The organism is Bradyrhizobium sp. JYMT SZCCT0428 (assembly GCF_018131075.1).
In the GTDB taxonomy this organism is placed as follows: domain Bacteria; phylum Pseudomonadota; class Alphaproteobacteria; order Rhizobiales; family Xanthobacteraceae; genus Bradyrhizobium.
On record NZ_JAFCLS010000036.1, the window covers coordinates 1 to 13375 of the forward strand.

Below are 13375 nucleotides of genomic sequence, written 5' to 3' on the forward strand. Positions count from 1 at the left end.
CGGTGGACGCTGGTTCACGTCTGACGACGGCGTGGGTTAAGCGTACGGCAAAACCGTGTGGTCCTGGCGCCCGTTGCAGGCGTCAAGCTGTCGGAGAAGCGCAAGCGGGAACGGCGGCGACGGAGTCAACCAAGAACTCGTCTCCGGGGAGATCACGGCATAAGCCGTAAAGCCATTGCGCAGGGAAGGCCGGGTGTTCTCCGCTGCCCTGTATGCTCGTGTGCAGCCTACTTAGTGCAAACCGCACACGAGACCGCGGGTGCAGCGCGCACCCGGTCTTCCCTGCGCCCTCTCATTTGGAGGGCAAGGAATTTCTGGCAAAGCTCGGGCGCAACGCGTCGCGAGAATAATTTTCGTCGTCCCGGCCTTGAGCCGGGACCCATACGCCGCGGCCCATCCGTTAGAGCGCCGACGTTCGATACCTTCCTAAACAACATCCGCCGCGGAGTATGGGTCCCGGCGTTCGCCGGGACGACGTCGAGTGAAATCATCCTCCCTTCACAAACCGCGCAAACGCCTCCGCGTAATCCTTATGCCAGCGCGACAGCGCCGGGCGGTTCTCGACGATATCGCCGGCGGCCCACAGCATGCGCCGCTCGTCGAGTTGCCGCGGCACGTCGTTGTCAGGGCACAGGATATAGAAATCGCCGGCATCGATGCGTTCAATCATGAAGTCGACGGTCTGCTCGGGCGTCCAGGCACCGTCAGGTTTCTCGGTGCGGCCGCGGGAGGTGAGGGCGGTGAAGACGTGACCGGGGATCATCAGGTGCGCGCTGATCCGGCAGCCTTCGGTGTTGCGCAGCTCATGCTGCAGCGCCTCGGTCAGCGCTTTCACCCCCGCTTTGGAGACATTGTAAGCGGGATTGCCGGGTGGCGTTGTAATGCCTTGCTTGGAGCCGGTGTTGATGATCAGCCCGGGCCGTCCGCGTTCGATCATGTGCGGCGCGAAAACCTGGGTGCCGTGGATGATGCCCCAGAGGTTGACATTGAGAATGCGCTGCCAGTTCTCCAGCGGCCCAAAGCTGTTGCTGTCGGGGCCGATGCCGGCATTGTTCATCAGGATGTCGGTGCCGCCGAACCGCTTCTGTACCGCAGCTTCGAGCCTGGCGACGTCCTCGAACCGGCTGACATCGACCTCGGCGGTCATCACATCGGCGTCGCCGCCCTTGGCGGCAGACGACAGTTTTGTGGCAGCCTCCGCCAGCCGCGCGGCGCCGATATCGGCGATACAAACCTTCATGCCGAGGCCGGCGAACCGCATCCCGGCCGCAAGCCCGATGCCGGACGCGCCCCCGGTGATCACGGCGACATGATTGGCGGACATGGCAGGGTGGGGCATGCAGACTTCCTCCGGACACAAATCGGGTTACACTACTTATCGGCCCAAATCTTCATCAGGACAATATCGGCACGTACGAACCGGCATGGCAGGTCTTCATTTCCCGTCCCGCTTCCGGCGGCTTATTCCGCTTTACGGTTCGGAGCCCAACGATATAGTTACTCAGATATAACGATCTTCATCACAATAACGGCTATCGATCCAAGGGAGTAAATACATGGCTGTATCACAGGCAATTCCGATCACGCGCCACCCTTATGCGGATGGTTCCTACAAAAAGATGCTGATCGACGGCCAATGGGTCGATGCGGCCTCCGGCAAGAAGTTCGAGACCCATAACCCGGCAACCGGCGAGTTGCTCGCTACGGTAGCCGAGGGCGATGCCGAGGACATCAACCGCGCGGTGGCGGCCGCACGCCGCGCTTTCGAGGGCCCGTGGAGCAAGGTCAAGCCGTTCGAACGGCAGAACCTGCTGCTGAAGCTCGCCGATCTCGTCGAGAAGAATTTCGAGGAGCTGTCGCAGCTCGATACGCTCGACATGGGCGCGCCGATCAGCCGCACCCGCGGTACGCGGCTGCGCGTGCTCGGCATGCTCAGGTATTATGCGGGTCAGGCCACCGCGCTGCATGGCGAGACCATCGAAAACTCGCTGCCCGGCGAGATCTTCTCCTACACGTTGAAGGAGCCGGTCGGCGTCGTCGGCGCCATCATCCCCTGGAACAGCCCGCTCACCGCCAGCGTCTGGAAGATCGGCCCGGCGATCGCGACCGGCTGCACCGTGGTGCTGAAGCCGGCCGAGGAGGCACCGCTGCGGCTGGCCGAACTCTGCATGGAAGCCGGCATTCCGCCCGGCGTCGTCAATGTGGTGCCGGGTTACGGCGAGACCGCGGGCGCGGCACTGTCCTCGCATTCCGGCGTCGACAAGGTCGCCTTCACCGGCTCGCATGTGACCGGGCAAGCCATCGTCAGGGCCTCCGCCGGCAACCTCAAGCGCGTGTCGCTGGAACTCGGCGGCAAATCGCCGGACATCGTGTTCGCCGACGCCGACCTCGATGCGGCGGTGCCGGGGGCGGCGATGGCGGTGTTCGCCAATTCCGGCCAGATCTGCAGCGCGGGGACGCGGCTGTTCGTCGAACACAAGATCTATGACGAGTTCGTCGGCCGCGTCGCCGAATTCGGCAAGAAGCTGCAGGTCGGCAACGGCCTCGATCCCAACACCCAGATCGGGCCGCTGGTGTCGGCGGAGCAGATGAAGCGCGTCTCCGGCTATCTCTCGATCGGTCAGCAGGAAGGTGCCAAGGCGCTGACCGGTGGTACGCCGCTGACCGAAGGCGCGCTGTCAAAGGGCTATTTCGTGGCGCCGACGGTGTTCGCCAACGTGCAGGACAATATGCGGATCGCGCAGGAGGAAATCTTCGGCCCGGTGATCTCGGCGATCTCGTTCAAGGACACTGATGAGCTGATCGCACGCGCCAACGCCACCACGTTCGGATTGGGCAGCGGCGTCTGGACCACCAATGTCAGCAAGGCGCACCAGGTGGCAAAATCGCTGCGCGCCGGCTCGGTCTGGGTCAATTGCTACCAGGCGATGGACCCGGCGGTGCCGTTCGGCGGCTACAAGATGAGCGGCTACGGCCGCGAGTCAGGCAAGCAGCACCTCGAGGAGTATCTCAACGTCAAGGCGGTCTGGATCAAGACGGGTTAGGACACTCGTCATGCCCGGGCTTGACCCGGGCATCCATCCAGCTTCGCAAGAAGATTTCTCGAAGGAGATGGATTGCCGGGTCGAGCCCGGCAATGACAGATCGGGCGCCTCACCCCGCCCGCTTCTTCCGGCCGATATCGCTGCGCAGCGCCTGCAACTCCTTGCGCGCCGCGCTCGCGGCGTTGCGTTCGATCTTGCGGTAGCGCTTAACCAGCGAGATGCCGAACGACGTCAGCACCGCGCCGCCGCCGTTCTTGCCGCCGGTCTGACGCTCGACGGCGGCCTGCCGGCAGATGCGGTTGATCTCGTCGACCAGATCCCATGCCCGCTTGTACGACATCTCCATCGCGCGGCCGGCGGCCGAAATCGAGCCGCATGTGTGGATGTTCTCCAGCAGCTGGATCTTGCCCGGCCCGATCCGGGCGTTGGCATCCAGATCGATGCGAACGCTGAGCGAAGGAAGCGATTTGGCACTCGATTTCGGCATGAAAATACTTGCTCACTACATCGGTTCGAGCGGGCTACCGCTTCGCTTTCAAAACAAAAGCTGCTCCAGTCTTTTACGGGCAAGCGGAACCGGTTACATACTCGTATGAATACGGATAAGTTGGAGTTCCACACCGGCATGAATTACCCATCATTGTTTTCCCCGCTGCAGATCGGTCCCTACCAGCTCAAACATCGTCTCGCTTTGGCGCCGCTGACGCGGATGCGGGCGGAAAAGCCCAGCCTCGCGCCGCGGCCGCTGAACGCGGAATATTACGCCCAGCGCGCGACGCCGGGCGGATTGCTGATTGCCGAAGCCTCGCCCGTGATGGCGACGGGTTTCGGCAGCCCCGGCGTCCCCGGAATTTATACCGAGCAGCAGATCGCGGGTTGGCGAGAGGTCGTCGATGCCGTTCACGCCAAGGGCGGCGTGATCTTCCTGCAGCTCTGGCATGTCGGCCGCGTTTCGCATTCCTCGTTCCAGCCCGGCGGCGTGCTGCCGGTGGCGCCCTCGGCGGTTGCGATCGCCGATCTGAAAACCGGGACGGCCGATGGCAAGGCGGTGCCTTACGAGACGCCGCGCGCGCTCGAAACATCCGAAATCCCTGAAGTGGTCGATGCCTACCGGCAGGCGGCGAAGAATGCGCTTACCGCCGGCTTCGACGGCGTCGAGATCCACGGCGCCAACGGCTATCTGATCGAGCAGTTCCTGCAGTCGCATACCAATCTGCGCACCGATCAATATGGCGGCTCCATCGAAAACCGCACGCGCTTTCTGATGGAAGTGACAGAGGCCGTGGCCGAGGTCTGGGGCGCGAGCCGCGTCGGCCTGCGGCTGTCGCCGTACGGCATCGCCAACGGCAGCGGCGAGCCCGACCCGATGCCGCTCTATAGCCATGTCGTGCAATCGCTCAATCCGCTCGGGCTCGCCTATCTGCATTTCATCGAACCGCGCTCCAGCGGCGCCGGCCGCGCCGAGGTCAACCATCAGAACGTGCCGTCGGCGATGGTGCTGTTCCGCCCCATCTGGAAAGGCGTGCTGATCACGGCCGGCGGCTTCACCGGCGAGACGGCGAATGCCGCGATCGCGGCCGGCCATGCCGATGCGATCGCGTTCGGACGGATCTTCATCTCCAATCCGGATCTGCCGCGCCGCCTGCAACGCGGCTTCCCGCTGACGCCCTATAACCGCGCGACGTTCTATGGCGGCGACGTCGCCGGCTACACCGATTACCCCGCGCACGACGAGTTGGCGCAGGCATAATACTCCACCGTCATTGCGAGCGAAGCGAAGCAATCCATGGAGTCACAAAGAAAGAATGGATTGCTTCGCTCTGCTCGCAATGACGAAACGTGAGGACCGAGCATGTTTCCCGAGCTCGAAGAAATCGAAAAGAAGAAAACCAAACCGGTGGCGGTGGGCAAACCCGCCGCCGGCCAATGCCTGTGCGGCAAAGTCTGCTTCGAGATCGATGTGCCCGCGCGCTGGGCCTGGCATGATCATACACCGTCGAGCCGGCGCGCGCACGGCGCGGCCTACGCGACCTATGTCGGAAGCTGGCGCAAGCGCTTCCGCATTACCAAGGGCAAGACCTCCATCACGCGCTATGAAGACAAGGCGACCAAGACCGCGCGCAGCTTCTGCAGCAGCTGCGGCACGCCGATCGCCTACGAGCGCCCGCGTTCGCCGCACATGGTCAACATTCCGCGCGCGCTGTTCACCGGCCGCACCGGCCGCCAGCCGCTCTACCACATCGCGATCGAGGAATTGCAGGAATGGGCCTACACCGGCGAACCGCTGGTGCCGCTGAAGGGTTATCCCGGCGTGGTCTGGCAGCGCTCGAAGAAGAAGAAACGCACTGACCGCGAGGGGATGTTCTGATCGCACGCTCTCCGACGCAGGGCAGCCATGACCGCGCTCCATTTGATCTCACCATTGCCGATCGTCATGATGGCGTGATCCCGAAAGGCCAACGAGCCGCGGGCAGGAGGAAATATGAAAAATCGCATTACCGGGCGCTCGGCCTTTCTCGCGCTGCTGAAGGATGAAGGCATCACGCATCTGTTCGGCAATCCCGGCACCACCGAACTGCCGATCATGCACGCCCTGAAGGATCATCCTGATCTTACCTATGTGATGGCGATGCAGGAGAGCCTGGTGGTCGCGATCGCCGACGGTTACAGCCGCGCCTCGGGCAAGCTCGTCGCCTGCAACGTCCACGTCGCGCCCGGGCTCGGCAATGCGATGGGTTCGCTGTTCAACGCGGCCTTCACCGGCACGCCGATGATCCTGACCGCGGGCCAGCAGGAGCAGGGCCACGGTCTGATGGAGCCGGTGCTGTATGGCCCGCTGGTGCAGATGGCGGAGCCCTTGGTGAAATGGGCCGTCGAGGTAACGCGGCTGGAGGATCTGCCGCGGATCGTGCGCCGCGCCGCCAAGATTGCGACCACGCCGCCGACCGGGCCGGTGTTCATCTCGCTGCCGGGCGACATCCTCAACGCCGAAGCCGGCATCGAACTCGGCCGCTCCACCCGCGTCGACACCCGCGTCAAACCATCGGACGAAGCGCTCGGGGCGTTGGTCGCGCGCATCCTGAAAGCCGAGCGGCCGGTCATCATCACCGGCGATGAGATCGTCAAGAGCGACGCGCTGAAGGAAGCCGCGCAGTTCGCGGAGGCGATCGGCGCGCCTGCTTATCAATGTTCGACGCCTTACGGCGCGCACTTCCTGTCGGAAAGCCCGTGCTTCATGGGCGCGCTGTCGCGCCTGCAAAAGCAGGTTCGCGAGGTGCTGTCGCCTTACGATCTGATGATCGTGCTCGGCGCCGATCCGCTGCGGATGTCGGTCTACAGCGAAGTCGACCCGCTGCCCGATGGGCTCGGGATCGTGCAGATCGGCCTGGTCGACTCGGATCTCGCCAAGAATTACGGCGCCGAGATCGCGCTCAAGGCCGACGTGAAGGAAACCCTGCGCGCGCTGGTGCCGGCGCTGAAAGCGGCTGGTGGAGGCGCGCTCGAGACACGTGCGAAACAGGGCGTGGCCGCGCTGGCCTCAAAGAACTGGACTGCGAAGCGCAAACCGCTGATCGAACAGATCTCGAAGGCCATCACCAAATCGCCGATCGATCCGGACTGGCTGGCGCTGCAGCTGGTCGAGGCGATGCCTGACAATGCGATCCTGGTCGACGAAGGCCTGACGTCGTCGCGGCAAATCCTGGCGCTGCGGCCGCACCGCGACCGCTACGGCTATCACGCGCTGGCCTCGGGCGGCATCGGCTGGGGATTGCCGGCTTCCGTCGGCGTCAGCCTCGCCAATCCCGAGCGGCCGGTGGTGTGCTATTCCGGCGACGGCAGCTCGATGTATTCGATCCAGTCGCTGTGGACCGCGGCCAACCACAAGCTGCCGCTGACCTTCGTGATCGTCAACAATGGCGGCTACCGCATCATCAAGCAGCGCCTGCTCGCCTTCCACGGCGACGATCATTATGTCGGCATGGACTTCGTCGATCCACCGGTGGATTTCACCGGGCTCGCCAAATCACTCGGGCTGGAAGCGATCAAGGTCACCGATCCCGGTGAGTTGAAGTCCGTGCTGGCGTCGGCGATTGGTCGCCCCGGCACCAAGCTGATCGAGGTGGTGGTGAGTAATTCGGTGAATTGACGTCGTTCGTCATTGCGAGCGAAGCGAAGCAATCCATCGTGCGGCAAAGGAAGTATGGATTGCTTCGCTACGCTCGCAATGACGGCGATAGAGCGTCGCTTCTACTCCGCCGCCGTCACCCGCACACCCGGCCGATACCGGCTCGCCGGATGCTGCGCCGTCAGCCGTGCGCGGCCCTCGCCGAACAGCTTCTCGCGCAGCGTGCCCTCGGCATACGCGCTCTTGTATCGTCCGCGCCGCGTCAATTCGGGCACCAGCATGTCGGCGATATCCTCGAAATCGCCGGGCGAGGTCGCGAACGCGACGTTGAGGCCGTCGACGTCGGTCTGCTCGAACCAGGCCTCGATATCGTCGGCGACCTTCTCGGGCGTGCCGACCACGACGGGCCCGGCGCCGCCGATGCCGACATGTTCGATGACTTCGCGCACCGTCCACACGCGATCCGAATCGGCGCGGGTGACGTTGTCGAGCGCGGTGCGGCCGGCGTCGTTCTGGACGTGGCGGACCTGCTGGTCGAGGTCGTAGCCGGAGAAATCGACGCCGGTCCAGCCCGACATCAGCGCCAGCGCGCCCTCGGGATTGATGTGCTTGCGATAGTCGGCGTATTTCGCCTTCGCCTCGGCCTCGGTGCTGCCGAGGATGATTGTCATCATCGAGAACATCAGGATCTCGGCCGGGTTGCGCCCGATCGCCTTGGCCTCAGCGCGGATCGCGGCGACACGCGGCCCGATGATCTTGGCCGACGGCCCCGACATGAATACGCATTCGGCGTGCCGGGCCGCGAACTGGCGGCCGCGCGGCGAGGTGCCGGCCTGGTACAGCACCGGCGTGCGCTGCGGCGATGGCTCGCTCAGATGAATGGCATTGAGCCGGTAATGATTGCCCTCATGCGAGATCGGATGCACCTTCGCAGGGTCTGCGAAGATGCCGCGCGCACGGTCGCGCAACACCGCGGCGTCCTCCCAGCTGCCTTCCCAGAGCTTGTAGACCAGCTCCATATATTCATCCGCGATCTCATAGCGGTCGTCATGCGCGGTCTGCTTGTCCTTGCCGGCGCCGCGCGCGGCGCTGTCGAGATAACCGGTCACCACGTTCCAGCCGACCCGCCCTTCGGTGAGGTGATCGAGCGTCGACATCCGCCGCGCGAACGGATAGGGCGGCTCGAACGACAGATTGCTGGTAACGCCGAAGCCGAGATGTTTCGTCACCGCCGCCATCGCCGGGATCAGCATCAGGGGTTCATTCGCGGGGGTCTGCGTGGCGTTGCGCAGCGCCGCATCGGGGCTGGAGCCAAACACGTCATAGACGCCGAGCACGTCGGCGAGAAACAGGCCGTCGAAACGCCCGCGTTCCAGCGTCCTGGCGAGATCCAGCCAATAGGGCAGGCGGTTATAGTCAAGGGTGCGGTCGCGCGGATGGGTCCACAGCCCGGGCGATTGATGCGCCACGCAGTTCATGGCAAAGGCGTTGAGCCGGATCTGTTTCTTCATGATGGTGGAACCTTGGGTATTCCCGGATACGCTGTCCGGTCGGGTGCCGGCTGTTGGCGGAAATTGTTGCATTCCGTGAGGCTTAGCAAGGCCTTATTCGGCCCGACGCATGCTACTTCCAGTAGATGAATTGTCTGGCTACACTAACCAGTGATACGTTCGCGAACGCAAAAGGAGAGAGCATGACGACGAGAGCCGACGCGATTGAAAATGTCCGTCAGCAGTTTCACTCCGGCGAGTTTCTCGCCGAGCTCAACCGCCGGGTCGGTTTCCCTACGCAGAGCCAGGAGCCGCTGCCGGGCGATCCCCTGCGCGCCTATCTCGTGGAAGGACTGCAGCCTGCCTTTGAAGAGCTCGGGTTCTCGACCCGGCTGATCGAGTCGCCGATCGGCAAGGGCCCGTATCTGCTGGCGGACTATCGGGAGGATCCGTCATTGTTGACGGTGCTCTCCTACGGCCATGGCGACGTCGTGGGTGGCATGGTCGGTGAATGGCGCGACAATCTCAATCCGTGGCAAACCACGACCAAGGGCGATCGCGTTTACGGCCGCGGCACCGCCGACAACAAGGGGCAGCACAGCATCAACATGGCGGCGCTGCGCGCCGTCCGCGAAGCCCGCGGCGGCAAGCTCGGCTTCAATGCCAAGTTCATCATCGAGACCAGCGAGGAGATCGGCTCGCCGGATCTGGCCGAAGTCTGCCAGTCGCTGCATCAGGAACTCAAGGCCGACCTGTTGCTCGCTTCCGACGGCCCGCGGCTTTCGGCGGATCGTCCGACCATCTTCCTCGGTTGCCGCGGCGGCGTTCGCATCCATCTCGACGTCAACCTGCGCGAAGGCGGCAATCATTCCGGCAATTGGGGCGGCCTGCTCGCCAACCCCGCGACCATCCTGGCCAATGCCATCGCCGCGCTGGTCGATCACCGGGGGCGAATGAAGCTCGACATCATGAAGCCGCCGCGCATCACGAACCAGATCCGCGCAGCACTGGCCGATGTCGAGGTCGAGCCGATGGCGGATGAGCCGCAGGTTTCCGAGAATTGGGGCGAGGATGGCTTATCAGCCGCCGAACGCGTCTATGCCTGGAACACGCTGGAAGTGCTGGCGATGTCATCGGGCAATATCGAGCAGCCGGCGAACGCGATTCCAGGCGCGGCTCGCGCCGTGCTGCAGCTTCGCTTCGTGGTCGGCACCGAATACGAAAAGGTGGTCGACGCTGTCAGGACCTATCTGCACGCCAATGGCTTTGCGATGGTTGATGTCAGCGGGCAGCAGAGGTTTGGCGCGTCGCGTACCGATCTGGACAGCCCCTGGGTCAACTGGGCGGCGAACTCGATCCGGCAGACCACCGGAAAGGCGCCGGCGATCCTGCCGAATATCGGCGGCTCGCTGCCCAACGGCGTCTTTGCCGAAGGGCTCGGTCTGCCGACGATCTGGATTCCGCATTCCTATCCCGGCTGCTCGCAGCACGCGCCGGATGAACACATCCTGCTGCCGGTCACCGAGGAGGCGCTCGCCATCATGGCAGGCCTGTTCTGGGATCTCGGCGAGATGCCGCGTAAATCGTGATGCCGTAATGGTTCGTGTGACGGAATAAGAACGATGCTGCGGCGCGAAATGGCAGTTTTCACGTATAAAATTTAGCTCAGCGTATCGTCAGGTGAAATATTGCTCTGTCGCCCGCGCGCAGCGCTCTCTAGGATCAGGGAAGCGCGATGCGGGGAAGGGCGGCATGAACGCGACGTCACCTAAGAAGAAGCCAACGCTGTCCGTCGTCGGGCAGCCGGCCAATTTCAACGCCATCCAGAAGGTCTGCGCGATCCTGCGTGTGCTGGCGCAGAACTCGCCGCTGCGGCTCACCGAGATCGCCGACGCCACCTCGCTGAACAAGGCGACGGCGCTGCGCATCCTCGGCTCGCTGATCGAGGAGGGCTTCGTCACCCGCGTGACCGGCGCAAAAACCTACGAGCTCGGCCAGGAGGCGAGGGTGATGGCGGTCAGCGCGCGCCGCACCGTCGACATCGCCGAGCTGGCGCAGCCGAGCCTGCTGCGGCTTTCGGAGCGGTCCGCCGATACCGCGCTGTTGTCGGTGCGCAGCGGCGTCGAGGCGCTGTATCTGGCGCGCTCCGTCGGCAGCCATCCGTTGCAGCCCAATTACCTGCAGATCGGCAGCCGCCGGCCGCTCGGCGTCGGCGCCGGCAGCCTTGCGCTGATGGTGTGGCTGCCGGATGCCGAGATCGACGCCATCATCGAGGTCATCATGCCGCGGCTGGCGAAATCGCCGCGCATCACATCGAAATATCTGCGCGAGCGGATCATAGCTGCCCGCAAGCATGGCCATACCGTGCAGATCGACGCCGCCCTTCCCGGCATGGGCGGGGTCGGCGTGCCGATCCGCGACGATGCCGGGCAGGTGATTGCGGCGCTGAGCGTCGGCGCCTCCAGCGACCGGATCAGGCGGCGCGAAACCGAGCTTGCGGAGATGCTGAAGAAGGAAGCGCTGATCCTGACACGGGCAATGGCGCAGCCGGCGAAGCCGGGCGCGCTGAAGGTGATCAAGCCGAGCTAGGGATCAAACCCCTTCATCCAGCGCGACCAGCTCGCGCTTCTTGCGCAGCGAGGGCAGCAGCGGTCCGACCAGCAGCACCACCGCAAGCGCCAGGCAGGTGGCCGAAATCGGCCGCGTCACGAAGGTCATCAGGTCGCCCTGGGAGAGGATCAGCGATTTGCGCAGGTTGTTCTCCAGCATCGGCCCGAGCACGAAAGCCAGCACCAGCGGCGCCGGCTCGTAGCCGAGCTTGCGCATGAAATAGCCGATCACGCCGAACGCGATCATGACGTAGACGTCGAACACGTTGTTGCTGGAGCAATAGACGCCGATGATCGTGAAAAGGACGATCAGCGGAAACAGAATGTTGTACGGCAGCTTCAGCAGTTGAACCCACATCCCGATCAGCGGCAGGTTGAGCACCAGCAGCATCACATTGCCGATATACATGCTGGCGACGATGCCCCAGAACAGGCCCGGGTTCTGGGTGATCAGCAGCGGGCCGGGCTGCAGCCCGTGGATCACGAACGCCCCCAACAATAACGCCATGACCACGTTCGGCGGGATGCCCAGCGTCATCAGCGGAATGAAGGCACCGCCAGCCGCGGCATTGTTGGCGGCTTCAGGTCCCGCCACGCCTTCGATCGCGCCATTGCCAAAACGCTCCGGCGTTTTCGACAGCCGCTTCTCCAGCGCGTAGGACGCAAATGACGAGATCACAGCGCCGCCGCCCGGCAGGATGCCGAGGAAGAATCCGAGAATGGTTCCGCGTGCGACCGGCCCGGTACTGGCCTTCCAGTCTTCCTTGCTCGGAAACAGCTGCGTGATCTTGGCGTTGATGATGTCGCGCTTGATGATCTGCTCGGTATTGAGCAGCACCTCGGCGACGCCGAACAGGCCCATCACCACGGGAACGAGGCCGATGCCGTCAATCAATTCAATCCGGCCGAAAGTCAGGCGCGGCTGGGCGGTGATGCTGTCCAGCCCGATCAGGCCAAGCACGATGCCGATGCAGGCCATCAGCAGCGCCTTCGCCATCGATCCCTGCGTGAGGAAGGTCAGCACCACGAGGCCCAGCGCCATCAGGCTGAAATAGTCAGCCGGCCCGAACGCAATCGCGACGCTGGCCAGTGACGGCGCCACCAGCATCAAGGCGACCAGCGCGAAGGTACCGGCGATGAAGGAGCCGAACGCCGAGATGCCGAGCGCCGGCCCGGCGCGGCCTTGTTTCGCCATCTGGTGGCCGTCGATGCAGGTGACGACGGAAGCAGCTTCGCCGGGGATGTTGACCAGGATCGACGTGGTCGAGCCGCCATACATCGAGCCGTAATAGATCCCGGCCATCATGATGATGCCGGATTCCGGCGTTCCCGACAGCGTGACCGGCAACAACAGCGACATCGCCGAGATCGGCCCGATGCCGGGGAGCACGCCGACCAGCGTGCCGATGAAGACGCCGATGAAGCAATAGACCAGGTTGACCGGCAACAGAGCGATGCCGAAACCGTGCGCGACGTTGATGAGCGTGTCCATATCGCGGTCAACCGATTTCAAAGATGCCCGAAGGCAGCTGGATCAACAGGAGGCGTTTGAGGACCCACCACATGCCGAGCGGGGCGATGACGGCGATCGGGATCGCCAGCGACCAGCGCACCGGATCGATCAGCCGCAACAGCAGCACCATCAACGGGATCGACGACAGCAGAAAGCCGAACGTATCAAGCGAGAAGGCGAATGCGGTGAGGCAGGCGATGACGATCAGCGGCTTGGTCCAGCGCGCATTCTCCCAGCGCGAACCGAAAGTCGGTCCGCCCTCGGTGAGCGACGCAACGATGATCGATGCCGCGAACAGACACATCAGGATGCCGGTGTAGAACAGCACGTAGCCGGAGCCGGGATCGTTGATGGTGCCCAGTTTCAGCTTGAGCCCGGACCGGATGACGAAAAGGCCGAGCCCGAGTCCGATCAACCCGCCCCACAATTCGGAATTGTTGAAGCGAAATTTGACGTTGCTGTTATTGCTCATGCTCGTGCTTTCAGATACGCGCTGTTGGTATCGTCACCCTGAGGTGGCGTAGCGCAGCGAAGCCCTCGAAGGGCGACGGTGCCCGAAACCATCCTTCGAGGCTCGCCGCAAGCGCGGCGAG

11 protein-coding genes are annotated in these 13375 nt (G+C 63.8%); 6 read left to right on the plus strand and 5 right to left on the minus strand.

The genetic code is table 11. The features are described 5' to 3' along the window. Positions 1-487: 487 nt before the first annotated feature. Positions 488-1339, minus strand: a complete 852-nt coding sequence (locus tag JQ575_RS30280) for an SDR family NAD(P)-dependent oxidoreductase (RefSeq protein WP_212036855.1) — start codon at positions 1337-1339, stop codon at positions 488-490. Between the two features lie 217 nt (positions 1340-1556). Here JQ575_RS30280 and JQ575_RS30285 point away from each other — a divergent pair, with 217 nt between their 5' ends. Then, entirely contained in the window at positions 1557-3044 is a 1488-nt protein-coding gene (locus tag JQ575_RS30285) for an aldehyde dehydrogenase family protein (RefSeq protein ID WP_212036856.1), read from the plus strand. Between the two features lie 109 nt (positions 3045-3153). Here JQ575_RS30285 and JQ575_RS30290 read toward each other — a convergent pair whose 3' ends face one another. Then, entirely contained in the window at positions 3154-3531 is a 378-nt protein-coding gene (locus tag JQ575_RS30290; RefSeq protein ID WP_212036857.1) for a winged helix-turn-helix domain-containing protein, read from the minus strand. A 138-nt stretch (positions 3532-3669) separates the two neighbouring features. On the opposite strand from JQ575_RS30290, the gene JQ575_RS30295 reads away from it, so the two are divergent. The 3 genes from JQ575_RS30295 to JQ575_RS30305 all read left to right on the plus strand — a co-directional run bounded on the left by JQ575_RS30295 (position 3670) and on the right by JQ575_RS30305 (position 7191). Continuing rightward, positions 3670-4794 carry an alkene reductase gene (locus JQ575_RS30295; RefSeq protein ID WP_212036858.1) on the plus strand — a complete coding sequence of 375 codons (1125 nt, stop codon included), beginning with the start codon at positions 3670-3672 and terminating at the stop codon, positions 4792-4794. A gap of 102 nt (positions 4795-4896) precedes the next feature. Continuing rightward, complete coding sequence (locus JQ575_RS30300; protein WP_249166988.1) at positions 4897-5412, plus strand: GFA family protein; 516 nt, start codon at positions 4897-4899, stop codon at positions 5410-5412. Positions 5413-5526: 114 nt separating this feature from the next. Continuing rightward, complete coding sequence (locus JQ575_RS30305) at positions 5527-7191, plus strand: thiamine pyrophosphate-binding protein (RefSeq protein WP_212036859.1); 1665 nt, start codon at positions 5527-5529, stop codon at positions 7189-7191. Between the two features lie 101 nt (positions 7192-7292). On the opposite strand, the gene JQ575_RS30310 is transcribed toward JQ575_RS30305, so the two are convergent. Beyond that, positions 7293-8681, minus strand: coding sequence for an LLM class flavin-dependent oxidoreductase (locus tag JQ575_RS30310; protein WP_212036860.1), 1389 nt, complete (start codon positions 8679-8681; stop codon positions 7293-7295). A gap of 182 nt (positions 8682-8863) precedes the next feature. On the opposite strand from JQ575_RS30310, the gene JQ575_RS30315 reads away from it, so the two are divergent. Together JQ575_RS30315 and JQ575_RS30320 are read left to right on the plus strand one after the other, a co-directional pair. Continuing rightward, positions 8864-10249, plus strand: coding sequence for a M20 family metallopeptidase (locus tag JQ575_RS30315; RefSeq protein WP_212036861.1), 1386 nt, complete (start codon positions 8864-8866; stop codon positions 10247-10249). A gap of 163 nt (positions 10250-10412) precedes the next feature. Then, complete coding sequence (locus JQ575_RS30320; RefSeq protein WP_212036862.1) at positions 10413-11249, plus strand: IclR family transcriptional regulator; 837 nt, start codon at positions 10413-10415, stop codon at positions 11247-11249. 3 nt (positions 11250-11252) lie between these two features. Here JQ575_RS30320 and JQ575_RS30325 read toward each other — a convergent pair whose 3' ends face one another. Continuing rightward, entirely contained in the window at positions 11253-12761 is a 1509-nt protein-coding gene (locus JQ575_RS30325) for a tripartite tricarboxylate transporter permease (RefSeq protein ID WP_212036863.1), read from the minus strand. A gap of 7 nt (positions 12762-12768) precedes the next feature. Next, positions 12769-13254, minus strand: a complete 486-nt coding sequence (locus JQ575_RS30330) for a tripartite tricarboxylate transporter TctB family protein (RefSeq protein WP_212036864.1) — start codon at positions 13252-13254, stop codon at positions 12769-12771. Positions 13255-13375: the final 121 nt, after the last annotated feature.

Bases quoted from the DNA above. Each gene is read 5' to 3' on its own strand.
- JQ575_RS30280 (WP_212036855.1), bottom strand. From the start codon at position 1,339: ATGCCCCACCCTGCCATGTCCGCCAATCATGTCGCCGTGATCACCGGG.
- JQ575_RS30285 (WP_212036856.1), top strand. From the start codon at position 1,557: ATGGCTGTATCACAGGCAATTCCGATCACGCGCCACCCTTATGCGGAT.
- JQ575_RS30290 (WP_212036857.1), bottom strand. From the start codon at position 3,531: ATGCCGAAATCGAGTGCCAAATCGCTTCCTTCGCTCAGCGTTCGCATC.
- JQ575_RS30295 (WP_212036858.1), top strand. From the start codon at position 3,670: ATGAATTACCCATCATTGTTTTCCCCGCTGCAGATCGGTCCCTACCAG.
- JQ575_RS30300 (WP_249166988.1), top strand. From the start codon at position 4,897: ATGTTTCCCGAGCTCGAAGAAATCGAAAAGAAGAAAACCAAACCGGTG.
- JQ575_RS30305 (WP_212036859.1), top strand. From the start codon at position 5,527: ATGAAAAATCGCATTACCGGGCGCTCGGCCTTTCTCGCGCTGCTGAAG.
- JQ575_RS30310 (WP_212036860.1), bottom strand. From the start codon at position 8,681: ATGAAGAAACAGATCCGGCTCAACGCCTTTGCCATGAACTGCGTGGCG.
- JQ575_RS30315 (WP_212036861.1), top strand. From the start codon at position 8,864: ATGACGACGAGAGCCGACGCGATTGAAAATGTCCGTCAGCAGTTTCAC.
- JQ575_RS30320 (WP_212036862.1), top strand. From the start codon at position 10,413: ATGAACGCGACGTCACCTAAGAAGAAGCCAACGCTGTCCGTCGTCGGG.
- JQ575_RS30325 (WP_212036863.1), bottom strand. From the start codon at position 12,761: ATGGACACGCTCATCAACGTCGCGCACGGTTTCGGCATCGCTCTGTTG.
- JQ575_RS30330 (WP_212036864.1), bottom strand. From the start codon at position 13,254: ATGAGCAATAACAGCAACGTCAAATTTCGCTTCAACAATTCCGAATTG.